Raw genomic sequence first — 14,628 nt, 5'->3', positions numbered from 1 at the left:
ACATGACCGACTGGACGGAATCCGAGCTCTCGGCGCTGCGCCGCGCCTATGCCAGCGGCACGACCCGCGTCAGCTATGACGGCAAGTCGGTGGACTACGGCGCGGCCGCGGACCTGCTCGCCCGCATCCGAACCATCGAGCGCGCCATCGCGGGCACGACACGGCCGCTGCCGGTGGCCGGTCTCGCGGGCTTCTCGCGCGGGGACCGGTGATGTCGGCGACCTGGTTCGATCACGCCATCGCCACGGTGGCGCCGCGCATGGCGGCCCGCCGCGTGATGGCGCGTCAGGCCTTCGAGACGCTGACGCGCGGTTACGATGGCGCCGCACGCGGACGGCGCACCGAGGGCTGGCGCGCGCCGGGATCCTCCGCCGACACCGAGATCGGCGTGGCCGGGGCGCTGTTGCGCGACCGGATGCGCGATCTCGTGCGCAACAACCCGCACGCGGCCAAGGCCGTCGCGGTGCTGGTCAACAACATCATCGGCGCGGGCATCATGCCCCGCGCCGCGAGCGGCGACGACACGCTCGACCGCAAGGTCGACGCGCTCTTCGAACGCTGGACGGCGGACTGCGACGCCGACGGCCAGCTCGACTTCTACGGGCTGCAGACGCTGATCTGCCGGGAGATGGTCGAGGCGGGCGAGGTTCTGGTGCGCCGCCGCCTGCGCCGATCCTCGGACGGCCTTCCGGTGCCGCTGCAATTGCAGGTGCTGGAGGCCGACTTCCTCGACGCCACCAAATCCGGCGTCCTCGGCGCGGGACGCCTCGTGCAGGGGATCGAGTTCGACCCGGTCGGCAAGCGTCGCGCCTATTGGCTGCACCCGGAACACCCCGGCGATGCCCATGGTGTCTTGCGCGGTGGGCTCGACAGCCGCCCGGTTCCTGCGACCGAGATTGCCCATGTCTATGAAAAGCAGCGCACGCAGGCGCGTGGCGTTCCCTGGGGTGCGCCGGTGATCCGCTCTTTGCGCGACCTCGACGATTACGAAGTGGCCGAACTGGTCCGCAAGAAGACCGAGGCCTGCGTCACCGCCATCGTCTTCGGCGAAGACGAGGCGCAGCAGGGCATCGCGCCCTCGGTGGTCGATGCCGACGGCAACCGGGTCGAGCAGTTCGAACCGGGGCTGATTGCCTATGCACGCGGCGGCAAGGACATCCGCTTCAACCAGCCCTCCGCCACCGGCGGCTATGGCGAATACAAGCGGGCCAGCCTGCACACGATCTCGGCCGGGTTCCGGGTGCCCTACGAGTTGCTGACCGGGGACCTGTCCCAGGTGAACTATTCCTCGATCCGGGCGGGGCTAGTGGAGTTCCGCCGCCAGATCGACGCCGTCCAATGGCAGCTGTTCATTCCGATGTTCTGTGCGCCGGTCTGGCGGTGGTTCACCGAGGCTGCGTGGGCGGCGGGTCAGATCCCGTCGCCCATCGTACCGGTCGAATGGTCGCCGCCGAAGTTCGAGGCGGTCGATCCGCAGAAGGATGCGATGGCGAACCTGCTGTCGATCCGGTCCGGCACCATGACGCTGGCCGAGGTGATCGCCAAACAGGGCCGCAATCCCGACGCCGTGCTGGCCGAGATCGCGGCGACCAACGCCAAGCTCGATGCGCTCGGGCTGGTGCTCGACAGCGACCCGCGCCGCGTCACCAAGACCGGCAGCGCGCAGAGCAACGATCCGGCGACCGATCCCGCCGCCGACGACACAATTGCCAACGCGGAAACCGATCCGGCGCAGGCCGACCAACAGGACTGACCTCATGGACACGATGATCGAACTGCCGGCCATGCGCCGGTCGGCGGAGCTTGCGCCGAACACGGCTGATGCCGACAGCCGCACCGTGGAGGTGGTCTGGTCGGCCGGGGCCCGCGTCCGCCGCGCCACCTTCTTCGGCGAGCCCTATGACGAGGAGCTGAGCCTCGACCCGGCCCATGTCCGGCTCGACCGGCTGAACGCGGGTGCGCCCTTCCTGAAGGTGCACGAGCTCGACACGCTCGACGCGGTGATCGGCTCTGTCGTCCCCGGTTCCGCCCGGATCGAGAACGGGCGCGGCATCGCGCTGGTGCGGATCAGCGAACGCGCCGACGTCGAGCCGATCTGGCGCGACATCCAGGCCGGGCACATCCGCGCGGTCTCCATCGGCTACCAGGTCCACCGCTTCGAGGTCTCGAAGGCCGAGGCCGCCCGCGAGCTTTGGCGGGCGGTCGACTGGACGCCGTTCGAGGTCTCCGCTGTCGCGGTGGGCGCCGACCCCGCCGCGGGCTTCCGCGCCCAGCACCCCCTTCACGACTGCGTCCTCCACCGCCGGGACGCCCCCACACCGCAAGGAGCATCCCCGATGACGGACAAGACCCAGACCGCGGCGCGCAACGCCGCCGCACCCGCCACCACCCAGCCGACCGAGCCGGTCGAAACCGAGGACACCCCCATGACCGAACTGAGCTCGGCTGCGCCCGACCCGAAGGTCGCCGCCAGCGAGACGCGCAGCCAGCCGAAGACGCAGGCAACTCCCTCGCCCGACACCGAGGCGGTCGCGACCCGTGCCCGCGAGGCCGAGCGCGACCGCGTGTCCACCATTTACGATCTGGCAGGGCGGCTGAACCTCGAGCGCGGCTTCGCCGAAGATCTGGTCAAGCGCGGCGTCAGCGTCGACGAGTCCCGCCGCCTGATCCTCGACCAGGTCGCCGCGAAATCCGATGAGACCCGGACCTTCCCGCATGTCTCGGTCCCGCTCGGTGGCCGGGACGAGCGCATCACCCGCCGCGACGCGGTGGCGAATGCGCTGCTCCACCGCTACAGCCCGACGCTGTTCCAGCTCGAAGACGCTGCCCGCCAGTACCGCGGCATGACCCTGCTGGAACTCGCCCGCGAAAGCCTCGGCAATGCCGGGGTCAACACGCGGGGCCTGTCGCGCGATGAGGTGGCGACGCGGGCGCTGCACTCGACCTCGGACTTCCCCGAGATCCTGTCGGCGGTCACCAACAAGACCCTGCGGCAGGCCTACGACGCCTATCCCCGGACGTTCATGCTGTTCTGCCGCCAGGTGCTGGCCACCGACTTCAAGGCGATGCACCGGGTCCAGCTCGGCGAGGCCCCGCAGCTGCTGGAGGTCGGCGAGAGCGGCGAGTTCAAGCGCGGCACGCTGGGCGAGAGCAAGGAGAGCTACAAGGTGAAGACCTATGGCCGGGTGGTCGCCATCACCCGCCAGACGCTGATCAACGACGATCTCGACGCCTTCACCCGCATCCCGGCGATGTACGGCAACTCCATCGCCCAGCTGGAGTCGGACGTGGTCTGGGGCATCATCACCGCCAACCCGGCGATGGCCGACGGCAACGCGCTCTTCCACACCACCCACAAGAACCTCGCGGGCACTGGTGCTGCGCTCGACGTGAGCAGCGTCGGCGCGGCCCGCGCCGCGATGGCCAAGCAGACCGGGCTCGACAAGAAGACGGTGCTGAACGTCCGCCCGGCCTTCCTGATCGTGCCCGCCTCGCTGGAGCTGAAGGCCGAGCAGCTGGTCGCGCAGAACCTGGTGCCCGCCGCGACGTCCAGCGTGGTGCCGCAATCGATCCGCACCCTCGCGCCGATCAGCGAGCCACGCCTCGACGCCGCCAGCGAGACCGCCTGGTATCTGGCAGCCAGCCCGAACCAGATCGACACGATCGAGTACGCCTATCTCGAGGGCCAGCAGGGCGCCTACATCGAGACCCGCAACGGCTTCGACGTCGACGGCGTCGAGATCAAGTGCCGCCTCGACTTCGGCGCCAAGGCCATCGACTGGCGCGGCCTCTACAAGAACCCGGGCGCGTAAGCCGCACCCCATGCTGAACCCTGACACACGGGCGGTCCAATCGGGCCGCCCTTCGTCTTTCCACGAGGATCCCCATCATGAAGAACCACGTCCAGCCCGGCAACACCATCACCCTGACCGCGCCCTACGCTGTCGCATCGGGCGATGGCCTGCTCGTCGGTGCCATCTTCGGCGTCGCCGCTGGCACTGCCGCCGTTGGCGAGGCGGTCGAGGCCGCGCTCACCGGCGTCTACGATCTGAAGAAGGTCGCATCGCAAGCCTGGGCCGCAGGTGACAAGGTCTATTGGGACAACACCGCCAAGGAAGCGACCAAGACCACCACGTCGAACACCCTGATCGGCGTGGCTGTGGTCGCGGTGGCGGGCGGCGCAGGCGACACCATCGGCCGGGTGCGACTGAACGGGGCCTTCTGATGAGCGCCTTCGCCGCCGCTGTCGGCGCGCTTTTCGCCGATCCGAACATGGGGCAGGATGCGGTCTACATCGCCGATGGCGGCGCGCGCCTGCTGGTGCGCGTCGTTGCCCGGCGTGCTGATGCGCTCACCGACTTCGGTGACGCGCGGCTCTGGTCCGAAACCACCCGGATCGACCTGCGGGTGGCCGAGGTGCCAGCCCCGCGCCCCGGCGACCGCATCGAGATCGACGGCGACGCCTTCCTGATCCAGGGCGAGCCCGTTCGCGACCGTGAGCGGCTGGTCTGGACCGTCGACCTGCGCCCGGTTTGACCACGATGAAGCTCAAGCTCGACATCGATCCCGACATCGTGGCGATGATGGCGGCGGAGGTCGCTGCGGGCGAACGAGCCGTGTCGGCTGCAATCCGCGAGGCCGGGACTGGGCTGAAATCGGCCTGGCGGTTGCAGATCACCGGCGCGGGGCTCGGGCCCCGGCTTGCCAACTCCATCCGCAGCCAGAACTTCCCGAGGTCGGGCGACAGCCTCGACGCCGCCTCGCTCGTCTGGTCCAAGGCGCCGGTCATCGTGGGCGCGCATGACACCGGACCGCTGATCCGCTCGAAGAATGGATTCTGGCTGGCGATCCCGCTGCCCGCCGCGGGCAAGTCCCTGCGCGGCGGCAGGATCACGCCCGGCGAATGGGAGCGGCGACGAGGGCTGCACCTCCGCTTCGTCTATCGCCGCACCGGCCCGAGTCTGCTGGTGGCCGAGGGACGGCTGAACACGAAGGGCCAGGCGGTGATGTCGCGCTCGAAGACCGGCCGCGGCAAGGTCACCGCGCCGATCTTCCTGCTGGTGCCGCAGGTCAAGCTGCCAAAGCGGCTGGACCTGGCGCGGGATGCGGACCGGGCGCTGGACAGTGTGCCGGGGTTGATCGTGGCGAACTGGGTAAGAAGGTGACAGGAAACTGGGCAGGAGCCCAAACGAAGCAAAAAATAACCCCGTTTACAGCTGACGTCGCAGTTGGTCTAACGATATACAACGAAGTGTCCGTAAGGGCGGGCAATTGAACGATGAGGGTGCCAAGCCCATGGAGTGCCTGAAATGAGCTCTTTGGATTTCGATGCAGAGAAGAAGTCTTTTCGTGAGTTCTACAATGAGAACCTCGGGAATCTGCACGCTGCTTTGAGCTCGTTTGCGACGCTCATTGAATCACTCGTCCAATCAAAATCCGATGTCGCCATTTCAAGTGTAAATGGTCGGGTCAAAGACAGAGAAGAATGTATCAGCAAGTTCACTAGAAAATACCGCACGGCCCTTGAGGCGTCAAAAACTCCATATACTATCCAGGATAAAATCACCGACATTATTGGCCTTAGGATAGTCTGTCTGTATGAGGACGATGTTGAAAGCGTTAAGAGGGCAATTTTAGAAGAGTTTGATGTTCTTGAAATTACAGATAAGATATCCCAGGTCGAGGGAACTGAGGATTCATTTGGCTACAAGGGATTGCATCTCGATTTGAAGCTGAATGAAATGCGCAAAGCGATGGCAGAGTACCGACTCTATGCCAATTACGCTTTTGAACTTCAGATTCGTACAGTTGTTCAAGATTCATGGAGTATCTTGGATCACAAGATCAAGTACAAGAAATCAATACCAAATAATTTGAAGAGACGCATTAATACCTTGGCGGCCTTATTTGAGTTGGCCGATAGAGAGTTTCGCGCGATCCGTGATGAAACCAGAATGGAACTAAAGCAAACAGAGGAGATTTATCAAGAGATCGACGCTGAAACAAAAGAGTCGGAGGGAGATAATGGGGGATCCGAACAGGCCTCAGTTCAGCCAGGAAAATACGCGCCGCTCAACGCATTCTATTTCCTTAGGATAGCGCAGCACTTTTTCCCAAAGTTTGACTTCGAACCCCACAAGGTTGACGGGTTCACTCAGGAGATTGTGTCATTAAAGCCGAACCTGAGCCGTGGAAAATTCAACTTCTACTTGAGGGAAACCATCGCGACTGTGAAGCATTACCAAGCCGAATTTGAGAAATCCGGAGAACGGATGAACCCTTTCACCATGATGCGGCATTGCCTTTATCTGGGTGATAAGGTCGTGTTCGCAGCGATTTTGACAGATACCGCGCGAGAGCGGTTCGACGGATGGCTGAACGATCAGAACAAATGAAGTTGATATCGGCATGCCCACCCTTCGCGAAACCATCCTCGCCGCGCTGCACGCGCGGCTCTCGGCGCTGCCCGCCACCGCCCTGCGCGGCGAGGTTCTGCCCGAGCGTGTGTCGACCGAGGGCCTGCTGATCCTGCGCGATGGCGAGCCGGGGGAGCCGGAGGTGACGTTGTCGCCCCTGCGGTATCACTACCAGCACCGCGCCGAGATCGAAGCAGTCGTGCAGGGCACCGACCGTGACACCGCCTTCGACACTTTGACCGCCAGCATTGGCGCGGCGCTCGCCGCCGACCGCACGCTTGGCGGGCTCTGCGACTGGGTCGAGGCAGAAGCGCCGCGCCCGGTCGATCTGCCGGTCGAGGGCGCGGCCAGTCTGAAGGCGGCCGTGATCCCTGTGGTGCTGCACTATTCCACGGCCGACCCGCTGGCCTGACCCCGACAACCCGAGGAGAACACCATGGCACGAGCCCAGGGGGCGCGGGCGCTGATGGCGCTTGCGTTCGAGACGACCTATGGAACGCCGCCCGCCAGCGGCTTCACCCGCATGCCCTTCGCCAGCACCTCGCTCGGCGCCGAGCAGCCGCTGCTGAACTCGGAGCTGCTCGGCTACGGCCGAGACCCGCTGGCGCCGATCAAGGACGCGGTGACGGCCGATGGCGATGTCGTCGTGCCGCTCGACGCGGAGGCGTTCGGGTTCTGGCTGAAGGCGGCCTTCGGCACGCCCACGACCACGGGCGCGGAGGCCCCCTACAGCCACGAGTTCCAGTCGGGCTCCTGGACGCTCCCCAGCATGTCGATCGAGACCGGCATGCCCGAGGTGCCGCGCTACGCGATGTACTCGGGCTGCGTGCTCGACCAGATCACCTGGCAGATGCAGCGCTCCGGCCTGCTGACCGCCACCGCGCGGCTGGTGGCGCAGGGCGAGACGGTCGGCACGACCACCAGCGCCGGGACACCGGCGGCGCTCGAGCTGAAGCGCTTCGGCCATTTCAACGGGGCGATCAGCCGCAATGGCACCGCCCTCGGCAATGTGGTCTCGGCGGAGATCACCTATGCCAACAACCTCGACCGGATCGAGACCATCCGCGCGGACGGCCGCATCGACGGCGCCGACCCGTCCATCGCCGCGCTCACCGGCCGGATCGAGGTGCGCTTCGCTGACCAGACGCTGGTGACGCAGGCCATCAACGGCGAGGCCTGCGAGATGGGATTCGTCTACGTCCTGCCTTCGGGCGAGAGCTTCACCTTCACGGTGCACGCCGTCTACCTGCCGCGCCCGCGCATCGAGATTTCGGGCCCGCAGGGCGTGCAGGCGACGTTCGACTGGCAGGCCGCCCGCGACGGCGTCGTCGGCCGGATGTGCACTGCAACCCTCGTGAACGACGTGGAGACGTATTGATGCTGACGCTCGACCTGACGAACGCGCCCCGCTGGCATGACCTCGCGCCCGGCGTCCGGGTGCAGCTGCGCCCGCTGACCACCGCACTGATGGTGGCGACACGCAGCGATCCGGCCGTCGAGGCGGTTCCCGAGGAGGCGTCCGACGAGGAGCGCGCTGTCGCCTTCGCGAAGGCGCTGGCGCGGCGGGCGGTGCTCGCCTGGGAGGGCATCGGCGACGCGGACGGCAACCCCATCGACCCAAGCCCGGAGGCCATCGACGCGCTGCTCGATGTCTGGCCGATCTTCGAGGCCTTCCAGCTGACCTACGTCTCCAAGGGGCTGCTGCTGGAACAGGAAAAAAACGCCTCCACGCCCTCGCCGAATGGTCCTTCGGCGGGGGCGACCGATACTGCCAAGCCTGCCCGCAAGCCTGCCCGGACTGCCCGGCGCGGCTGAACCGACCGGTCACATTCGAGGGTTGGCAGGTCTGGGACCTGGTCGGCCGCCTCGGCGGCCAACTGCGGGTTCTGCCCGGCGCGGTGATCGGCTGGGACATGTCGGCGGCGCTGGCGCTCGGGGACGCCATCGGCATCCCGCCCTTGGCCATGGCCGAACTGCTGCCCGTCATCGAGGCGGTGATGGTCGCCAAACTCAACGAACAGATGGAACGCCCCGATGGCTGAAAAGCGTGTGTCCGTCCGCCTCGCCGCGGTCGGCGGCCGACAAGTGCGCGCCGAGCTGGAAGGCGTGGGCGAGGCCGGAGCGCGCGGCTTCGGACGGCTCAGCCGGGAGATGGAAGCTGCGAACGCCCGGCTCGCGGCCTTCTCGCGTCGGGTCCGGGTCGCCGCCGCTGCCGCAGTTGCCGCCGCGACCGCCGCTGGCGTGGCGATGATCCGCTCCGGGCTGCAGACCGTCGATGCGCAGGCCAAGCTCGCGCAATCGCTCGGCACCACCGTCGCTTCGATCCAGACGCTCGAGCGGGCGGGCGAGCTGGCGGGCGTTTCCATGTCTGGCATTGAACAGGCGACGAAGGATTTGACGCGCCGCCTCAGCCAGGCGGCGGCCGGGGCCGGCCCCGCCGCCGATGCGCTGGACCGGCTCGGGCTGTCTGCCACCGACCTGATCGCCCTGCCGCTGGACCAGCGTGTGGGTGCAATCAACGCCGCCATCGAGAGCTTCGTGCCCGCCGCCGAGCGCGCGGCGGTGGCGGGGCAGCTCTTCGGCGAGGAAGGCTCCATCGCCATGTCGCGGATCGACACCGCGACGCTGCGCCAGGCGACGGAGGACGTGCTCGCCTTCGGTGTCGTCGTCTCGGAGCAGGATGCCGACCAGATCGAGCGGACGAACGATGCCATCTCGCGGCTCGGCCTGATCTGGCGCGGGCTCTCCAACCAGCTAGCCGTCGCCGCGGCTCCGGCGCTGGAAGCCGTCGCCAACGCCATGGCGGCGGTCGCCAGCCGCACCGGGCCGCTCGGCATCGCGATCCGCGGTCTCTTCGACAACATCGGCCGCCTGACCACCTACGCAGCGACCTTCGCCGCCTTCCTCGCGGGACGCTGGGTCGCCGGCATGGCCGCCGCGGCGCTCTCCGTCCGGGGTCTCGCCACGGCGCTGGTCGTCCTGCGCGGCGCGCTGATCCGCACCGGCATCGGTGCCCTGATCGTTGGCGCGGGCGAGCTCGTCTACCAGTTCACCCGCCTCGTCTCGGGCGCGGGTGGCTTTGGCGAGGCGATGTCGCTCCTGAAGGACCTCGCCGTCGAGGTCTGGGAACGCATCAGGATGGGCGCCGCAGCGGCGGGCGCTGCGGCCACAGCGATGTTCTTCGACCTGAAGGCTGATGCCGCATCAGGGATGCAGAGCGCCATCGAGAGCGTGGTGGGCTTCGGCAACACGGCCGCGAACACGTTCGAGGGGGCATACGAGGCGATCAAGGCGATCTGGGGCCTGCTACCGGCGGCCATCGGCGATCTGGCCTTCCAGGCGGCCAACAGCCTGGTCGACGGCGTCGAGGCGATGCTGAACGGCGTGGTCTCGCGCATCAACGGCTTCATCGGGGGGATCAACCAGGGGCTGGAAGCCCTCGGGTCCGAGCGGCGCATCTCGCTGGTGCCCGACCTCGACCTCGGCGAGATCGAGAACCGTTTCGAGGGCGCGGCCAGTGCCGCCACGACAGCTGCGCAGGAGGCGTTCGACCGGGCCTTCGAGGACAACCCGCTCACCGCGCCCGATCTTGGCCTGACAGAAGCGGCGAACCGGGCGCTCGAGTCCGCGAATGTCTACCGCAGCGCCGCGCGCGATCTCGCCGAGGGCGCTCGCGCGCCCCTCGAAAGCTGGCAGGCGCTGCGCGATGCGGTGCGGGGTGCCGACGAAGCCAGTGCCGATGTATTAACCGAGGCCACCAGCGCGGCCGAGCGGCTGGAGACGGCGCTCGGCGATGCCGGACGCGCCGCCACGGGTGCAGGTGCTGCGGCCGGAGCTGCTGCTGCGGTAGCGGAGCCCGCGACCGAGGCCGCCGTCACCGGCTGGCAGGCCGTCACCTCAGCGCTCTCCGACTACGCCAGCAAGGCCCGCGACATCGGCGGTGACATCGGCCAGAGCCTCGTCGGCGCATTCCAGTCGGCCGAGAACGCGGTGGGCGAGTTCGTTAAGACCGGCAAGCTGAACTTCCGCGATCTCGTCACCTCGCTGCTGGCCGATCTCGCCCAGCTGGCGGCGCGGCGGTTCATCCTCGGGCCGATCGCCAATGCACTCTCCGGCGTCTTCTCCGGCGCGGGCGGCATCTTCGCCAACGTCCTGCATGCGGGCGGGATGGTCGGTGCGGCGGGGCCCGCGCGCATGGTCCCGGCGATGGCCTTCGCCGCCGCGCCTCGGATGCATGGCGGCGGCATGGCGGGCCTCCGCCACGACGAGGTGCCCGCGATCCTGCAACGCGGGGAACGCGTGCTGTCGCGGCGGGAGGCGCAGAGCTACAGCGGGGGCGGCGGCGTCAACGTCACCATCATGGCGCGTGACGCCGAGAGCTTCCGGCAGTCGCGCACGCAGGTCGCGGCGGACATCGCCCGCGCCGTGTCGCTAGGCCGGAGGGGCATGTGATGGCGTTCCACGAGGTCCGGTTTCCCGACAACATCAGCCGCGGCGCGCGGGGCGGGCCGGAGCGGCGCACCCAGATCATCGAACTCGCCTCCGGGGACGAGGAGCGGAACGCCAGCTGGGCCAACTCGCGCCGCCGCTACGACGTCGCCTATGGCATCCGCCGCGCCGACGATCTCGCCGCCGTCGTCGCCTTCTTCGAGGCGCGGAACGGGCGGCTCCATGGCTTCCGGTTCAAGGACTGGGGCGACCACAAGTCCTGCCTGCCCTCGGGCACGCCGTCGCCGACCGACCAGCCGATCGGCATCGGCGACAGTGCAATGACCGCCTTCCAGCTGGTCAAGCGCTACGCCTCAGGCGCGCAATCCTGGACGCGCGCCATCGCCAAGCCGGTGGCGGGCACCGTGCGCATCGCGCTGTCGGGCGTCGAGCAGCCCTCCGGCTGGTCGGTCGATGCCACGACCGGCGTCGTCAGCTTTGGCGCCGCGCCAGGCTCCGGCGTCTCCATCACTGCGGGCTTCGAGTTCGACGTGCCGGTCCGCTTCGACACCGACGTGCTCGACGTGACGCTCGACCTCGAGCGGCTCGGCTCGATCACCTCCATTCCGCTGTTGGAACTGCGCCGATGAACGACGAATCCCGCTTTATTGCTGCGGTTCTGAAAGAACTCGCCACGTCCACGGCGGTGATCCTCGCCGCTTGGGGCGCTCTCGGCGGCGCCACGAACGCACTGACCACGAAGATGCGGCTGCGCGATGCGCTGCGGCACATCCTGCTCGGCGGGCTGATCGCGGCCGGGATGGGCAGCCTCTCCATGGCCGTGATCACCGCCTGGCTGGGGCTGTCGCCCGAGACGATCCCCGCGGGCGGGGCGGCAGGATCGGCGGCCTATCTCGTCGGCGTCTTCGGCCCGGCCTTCATCGAGATGCTGCTCGCCCGCCTGCGCCGCGTCAACGAAAGCGCTGGCGATGAATGAACTTCTCCGCCTCGCGCGCTCCTTCCGCTGCGACCCCGCCGACCCCCGGCAGGCCTTCGCCCATCGCCTGCGCATCGGCCTCGTCGTTGCGGCACTGATCCTGATCCTCTCGCTTTTCCGGTAATCCCATGCACATGACCGACCGGGGCCTGCTGGCCCTCGTCCGGCACGAAGGCATCGTGCCCGGACCCTATCTCGATGTGAAACAGGTCTGGACCTTCGGCATCGGCCACACGGTCGCGGCCGGGCCACCCGATCCGGCCACCATGCCGCGCGGCATGCCTGCCGATCGCGACGCCGGGATCCGCGAGGCGTTCCGGGTCTTCCGCGCCGACCTCGCGCGCTACGAGGCCGCTGTCCTGCGCGCCGTGAAGGTGCCGCTGGCGCCGCACGAGTTCGATGCGCTGGTCAGCTTTCACTACAACACCGGGGGTATCGCGAAGGCCGCGCTGACCCGGCACCTCAATGCCGGCAATCGCGTTGCCGCCGCCGGCGCGTTTCTGAACTGGCGGCGACCAGCCTCCATCATCCCCCGCCGGGAGGCCGAGCGCGACCTGTTCCGCCATGGTCGCTATCCCGGCGGCACGATCCCGGTCTGGTCCGTGGATCGCACGGGCCGCGTGGACTTCTCGCGGCCGGTCCGTCGCCTGACCGAAGACGAGGCTCTGGCGCTGCTGCGGCCGTCGCCGCTGCCGAGGCCGCCGGTCCTCGATCCTGCTCCCGACGCCCCCACCGGCTGGCTCGCCCGGCTGGCCGCCTTCTTCTCCACCCTGATCCAGAGGGCCTGACCCATGCGCTACGTTCGCCCCAACTCGCTCACCTGGTGGGCGGGACTGCTCGCCATGCTTACCGGCATCGCGTCTCTTTCGCTGCCCGCCACAGGTTCGCTCGGCGAACTGTCCCGTCTCGTCGCGCTGCTTGCCGGCTCGGGCGATGCCTCGCCGGCCGGGCTGATGTTCCTCGGGCTGGGCCTGATCGGCCTGCGCGACCGGATCGAGCGCGGGTTCCGTGGCGATGCTTGAGTTTCTCGCGGGTCTGGTCGTGGGCGGCTGTCTCGGGGTCTTCGTCGTCGCCCTCTGCGTCGCCGCCGCGCACGGGGAGCGGGACGGTGGCTGAGTTCCTGATCTGGCTGGTCGCGGCTCTGGGCGCGGTCGGAGGTGTCGTCCTCGGCCGCGTCTGGGGGCGTGCGGAAGGGGAACGCGCGGGCAAACGGGAGGCGGAACGCGATGCCATCGAAGACAAGAACAACCGCGTCGAGCGCGGGCGCGACGCGATTCGCGACGGCCGCGGTGCTGGCGATCCTGCTGAGCGGCTGCGCCGCAACGATGGGCGCTGGTGATGCGGGCTGCGCGTCCTACGCCGAGGCTCGGCTAGGCCGACCTGCTGCCGAGACCGTCGCGGAGGTTCCGCCGGACTGGGCGGACTGGATCGCCGATCTCGACGACCGCATGACGGGAACCTGCCGATGAAATCCCTCTCGCCCAACCTTCAGGCGCATCTCGACGAGGGCACAACGACGCTCGCCTGGTGCTGGCGGATCGCCCGCACCGATGGCGTCACCTTCGGCTTCACCGACCACGACCGGACGCTGAGTTTTGACGGGACGGACTTCGAACCCGAGAGCGGGCTCACGGCATCCGAGGTGCGCTCGGGCTCGGACTTGTCGGTCGATGCGCAGGATGCCGAAGGCGTGCTGACCTCCGACCGGATCACCGAGACCGACATTCTCGATGGGCGCTGGGACAACGCCGAGGTCGAGGTCTGGCGGGTGAACTGGTCCGACACCGGCCAGCGCGTGCTGATGCGGCGGGGCGCCATCGGTCAGATCCGGCGCGGGCGGCTCGCCTTCGTCGCCGAAGTCCGCTCGCTGGCGCATGTGCTGGGCCAGACGGTGGGGCGGACGTTTCAGGCGACCTGCGATGCCGCGCTCGGCGATGGGCGTTGCGGTGTCGATCTGGAGAACCCGGCGTTCAAGGGCACGGGCGCCGTCATCGACCTTCTGCGCGACCGTGCCTTCACGGCCTCGGGCCTCGGCGGCTTCGCCTCCGGCTGGTTCACCTTCGGCACCGTCGACTGGACGAGCGGCGCGAACGCCGGGCGGCGCACCGAGGTGCTGGGCCATGACGTTACGGATGGCATCGCGGTGCTGACGCTGCTCGAGGCGCCGGTGCGCGCGATCGCCGAGGGCGACGCCTTCACCATCCGCGCAGGCTGCGACAAGCGCATGGAGACCTGCGGCGTGAAGTTCGCCAACACCGTCAACTTCCGCGGCTTCCCGCACATCCCCGGCCAGGACGCGGTGCTGCGCTATGCAACGAAGGATGGCGGGCACGAGGGGTCGGTGCTGTGAACGCCGATCCCGCACGCGTCATCGCCACCGCGCGCTCCTGGCTCGGCACGCCGTATCATGATCAGGCCAGCCTGCGCGGCGTCGGCTGCGATTGCCTCGGGCTCGCCCGGGGCGTCTGGCGCGAGGTCGTCGGTCCCGAGCCATTTTTGATCCCGCCCTACAGCCGGGACTGGGGCGAGACGAGCCCGCGCGAGGTACTGGCCGAGGGGGCGCGTCGCATGATGATCGAGGTATCGCCTAGCGAGCCCGGTCCCGGCGCGCTGGTGCTCTTCCGCATGAAGCCCCGCGCCATCGCCAAGCATGTCGGGATCCTGACCGGGCCCGACTCCTTCCTCCACGCCTACGAGCGGCTCGGCGTGATCGAGGAACCGCTCACGCAACCTTGGCGGCGGCGCATCGCCTTCGCCTTCCTGTTCCCGCAACGCTGAGACCAGACC

Annotated in this window: 20 protein-coding genes; all 20 read left to right on the top strand. The window is 68.2% G+C overall.

The window, feature by feature from the left end:
- Window positions 1-2 precede the first annotated feature (2 nt).
- Window positions 3-212 (top strand): phage head-tail joining protein, encoded by a 210-nt coding sequence (locus ELI80_RS15025; protein WP_136653124.1) that lies wholly within the window; start codon window positions 3-5, stop codon window positions 210-212.
- Window positions 212-1,753 (top strand): phage portal protein, encoded by a 1,542-nt coding sequence (locus ELI80_RS15020; protein ID WP_136653123.1) that lies wholly within the window; start codon window positions 212-214, stop codon window positions 1,751-1,753. Before ELI80_RS15025 ends, ELI80_RS15020 begins: the two co-directional genes overlap by 1 nt.
- Window positions 1,754-1,757: 4 nt before the next feature.
- A complete protein-coding gene (locus ELI80_RS15015) occupies window positions 1,758-3,812 on the top strand; it encodes a prohead protease/major capsid protein fusion protein (RefSeq protein WP_136653122.1) in 2,055 nt (684 codons plus the stop codon).
- A 77-nt stretch (window positions 3,813-3,889) separates the two neighbouring features.
- Window positions 3,890-4,225 carry a DUF2190 family protein gene (locus tag ELI80_RS15010; RefSeq protein ID WP_136653121.1) on the top strand — a complete coding sequence of 112 codons (336 nt, stop codon included), beginning with the start codon at window positions 3,890-3,892 and terminating at the stop codon, window positions 4,223-4,225.
- Window positions 4,225-4,536: a head-tail joining protein gene (locus ELI80_RS15005; protein WP_136653120.1), complete on the top strand. Its 312-nt coding sequence runs from the start codon at window positions 4,225-4,227 to the stop codon at window positions 4,534-4,536. The genes ELI80_RS15010 and ELI80_RS15005 overlap by 1 nt, the downstream gene beginning before the upstream one ends.
- Before the next feature lie 5 nt (window positions 4,537-4,541).
- A complete protein-coding gene (locus ELI80_RS15000; protein WP_136653119.1) occupies window positions 4,542-5,165 on the top strand; it encodes a DUF6441 family protein in 624 nt (207 codons plus the stop codon).
- Between the two features lie 144 nt (window positions 5,166-5,309).
- A complete protein-coding gene (locus ELI80_RS14995) occupies window positions 5,310-6,395 on the top strand; it encodes a GTP pyrophosphokinase (RefSeq protein WP_136653118.1) in 1,086 nt (361 codons plus the stop codon).
- Window positions 6,396-6,408: 13 nt separating this feature from the next.
- Entirely contained in the window at window positions 6,409-6,828 is a 420-nt protein-coding gene (locus ELI80_RS14990; RefSeq protein ID WP_136653117.1) for an acyl-CoA transferase, read from the top strand.
- Window positions 6,829-6,852: 24 nt separating this feature from the next.
- A complete protein-coding gene (locus ELI80_RS14985; RefSeq protein WP_136653116.1) occupies window positions 6,853-7,794 on the top strand; it encodes a phage tail tube protein in 942 nt (313 codons plus the stop codon).
- Complete coding sequence (locus tag ELI80_RS14980; protein ID WP_136653115.1) at window positions 7,794-8,231, top strand: phage-derived protein YdaY family protein; 438 nt, start codon at window positions 7,794-7,796, stop codon at window positions 8,229-8,231. The genes ELI80_RS14985 and ELI80_RS14980 overlap by 1 nt, the downstream gene beginning before the upstream one ends.
- A 98-nt stretch (window positions 8,232-8,329) precedes the next feature.
- Window positions 8,330-8,458 carry a DUF7697 family protein gene (locus ELI80_RS16550; protein WP_268939896.1) on the top strand — a complete coding sequence of 43 codons (129 nt, stop codon included), beginning with the start codon at window positions 8,330-8,332 and terminating at the stop codon, window positions 8,456-8,458.
- On the top strand, window positions 8,451-10,868 hold the full coding sequence (locus ELI80_RS14970) for a phage tail tape measure C-terminal domain-containing protein (RefSeq protein WP_136653113.1): 2,418 nt from the start codon (window positions 8,451-8,453) through the stop codon (window positions 10,866-10,868). Before ELI80_RS16550 ends, ELI80_RS14970 begins: the two co-directional genes overlap by 8 nt.
- Window positions 10,868-11,494 carry a DUF2460 domain-containing protein gene (locus tag ELI80_RS14965; RefSeq protein WP_036718000.1) on the top strand — a complete coding sequence of 209 codons (627 nt, stop codon included), beginning with the start codon at window positions 10,868-10,870 and terminating at the stop codon, window positions 11,492-11,494. Before ELI80_RS14970 ends, ELI80_RS14965 begins: the two co-directional genes overlap by 1 nt.
- Complete coding sequence (locus ELI80_RS14960) at window positions 11,491-11,841, top strand: hypothetical protein (RefSeq protein ID WP_036718001.1); 351 nt, start codon at window positions 11,491-11,493, stop codon at window positions 11,839-11,841. The genes ELI80_RS14965 and ELI80_RS14960 overlap by 4 nt, the downstream gene beginning before the upstream one ends.
- Window positions 11,834-11,965, top strand: a complete 132-nt coding sequence (locus tag ELI80_RS16545; protein WP_268939895.1) for a hypothetical protein — start codon at window positions 11,834-11,836, stop codon at window positions 11,963-11,965. The genes ELI80_RS14960 and ELI80_RS16545 overlap by 8 nt, the downstream gene beginning before the upstream one ends.
- Window positions 11,966-11,969: 4 nt before the next feature.
- Window positions 11,970-12,629: a lysozyme gene (locus tag ELI80_RS14955; RefSeq protein WP_136653112.1), complete on the top strand. Its 660-nt coding sequence runs from the start codon at window positions 11,970-11,972 to the stop codon at window positions 12,627-12,629.
- 3 nt (window positions 12,630-12,632) lie between these two features.
- A complete protein-coding gene (locus ELI80_RS14950; RefSeq protein WP_021099101.1) occupies window positions 12,633-12,863 on the top strand; it encodes a hypothetical protein in 231 nt (76 codons plus the stop codon).
- An 86-nt stretch (window positions 12,864-12,949) separates the two neighbouring features.
- Window positions 12,950-13,180 (top strand): hypothetical protein, encoded by a 231-nt coding sequence (locus tag ELI80_RS14940; protein ID WP_136653110.1) that lies wholly within the window; start codon window positions 12,950-12,952, stop codon window positions 13,178-13,180.
- A gap of 126 nt (window positions 13,181-13,306) precedes the next feature.
- Complete coding sequence (locus ELI80_RS14935; RefSeq protein WP_136653109.1) at window positions 13,307-14,191, top strand: phage/gene transfer agent baseplate hub protein; 885 nt, start codon at window positions 13,307-13,309, stop codon at window positions 14,189-14,191.
- Entirely contained in the window at window positions 14,188-14,619 is a 432-nt protein-coding gene (locus ELI80_RS14930) for an NlpC/P60 family protein (protein ID WP_136653108.1), read from the top strand. Before ELI80_RS14935 ends, ELI80_RS14930 begins: the two co-directional genes overlap by 4 nt.
- Window positions 14,620-14,628 lie beyond the last annotated feature (9 nt).

Source organism: Paracoccus aeridis (genome assembly GCF_004923205.2).
GTDB classification, from domain to species: Bacteria; Pseudomonadota; Alphaproteobacteria; order Rhodobacterales; family Rhodobacteraceae; genus Paracoccus; species Paracoccus aeridis.
The sequence above is the reverse complement of the archived record's forward strand: the minus strand, read 5'-3'. Positions and strand labels throughout refer to the sequence as shown.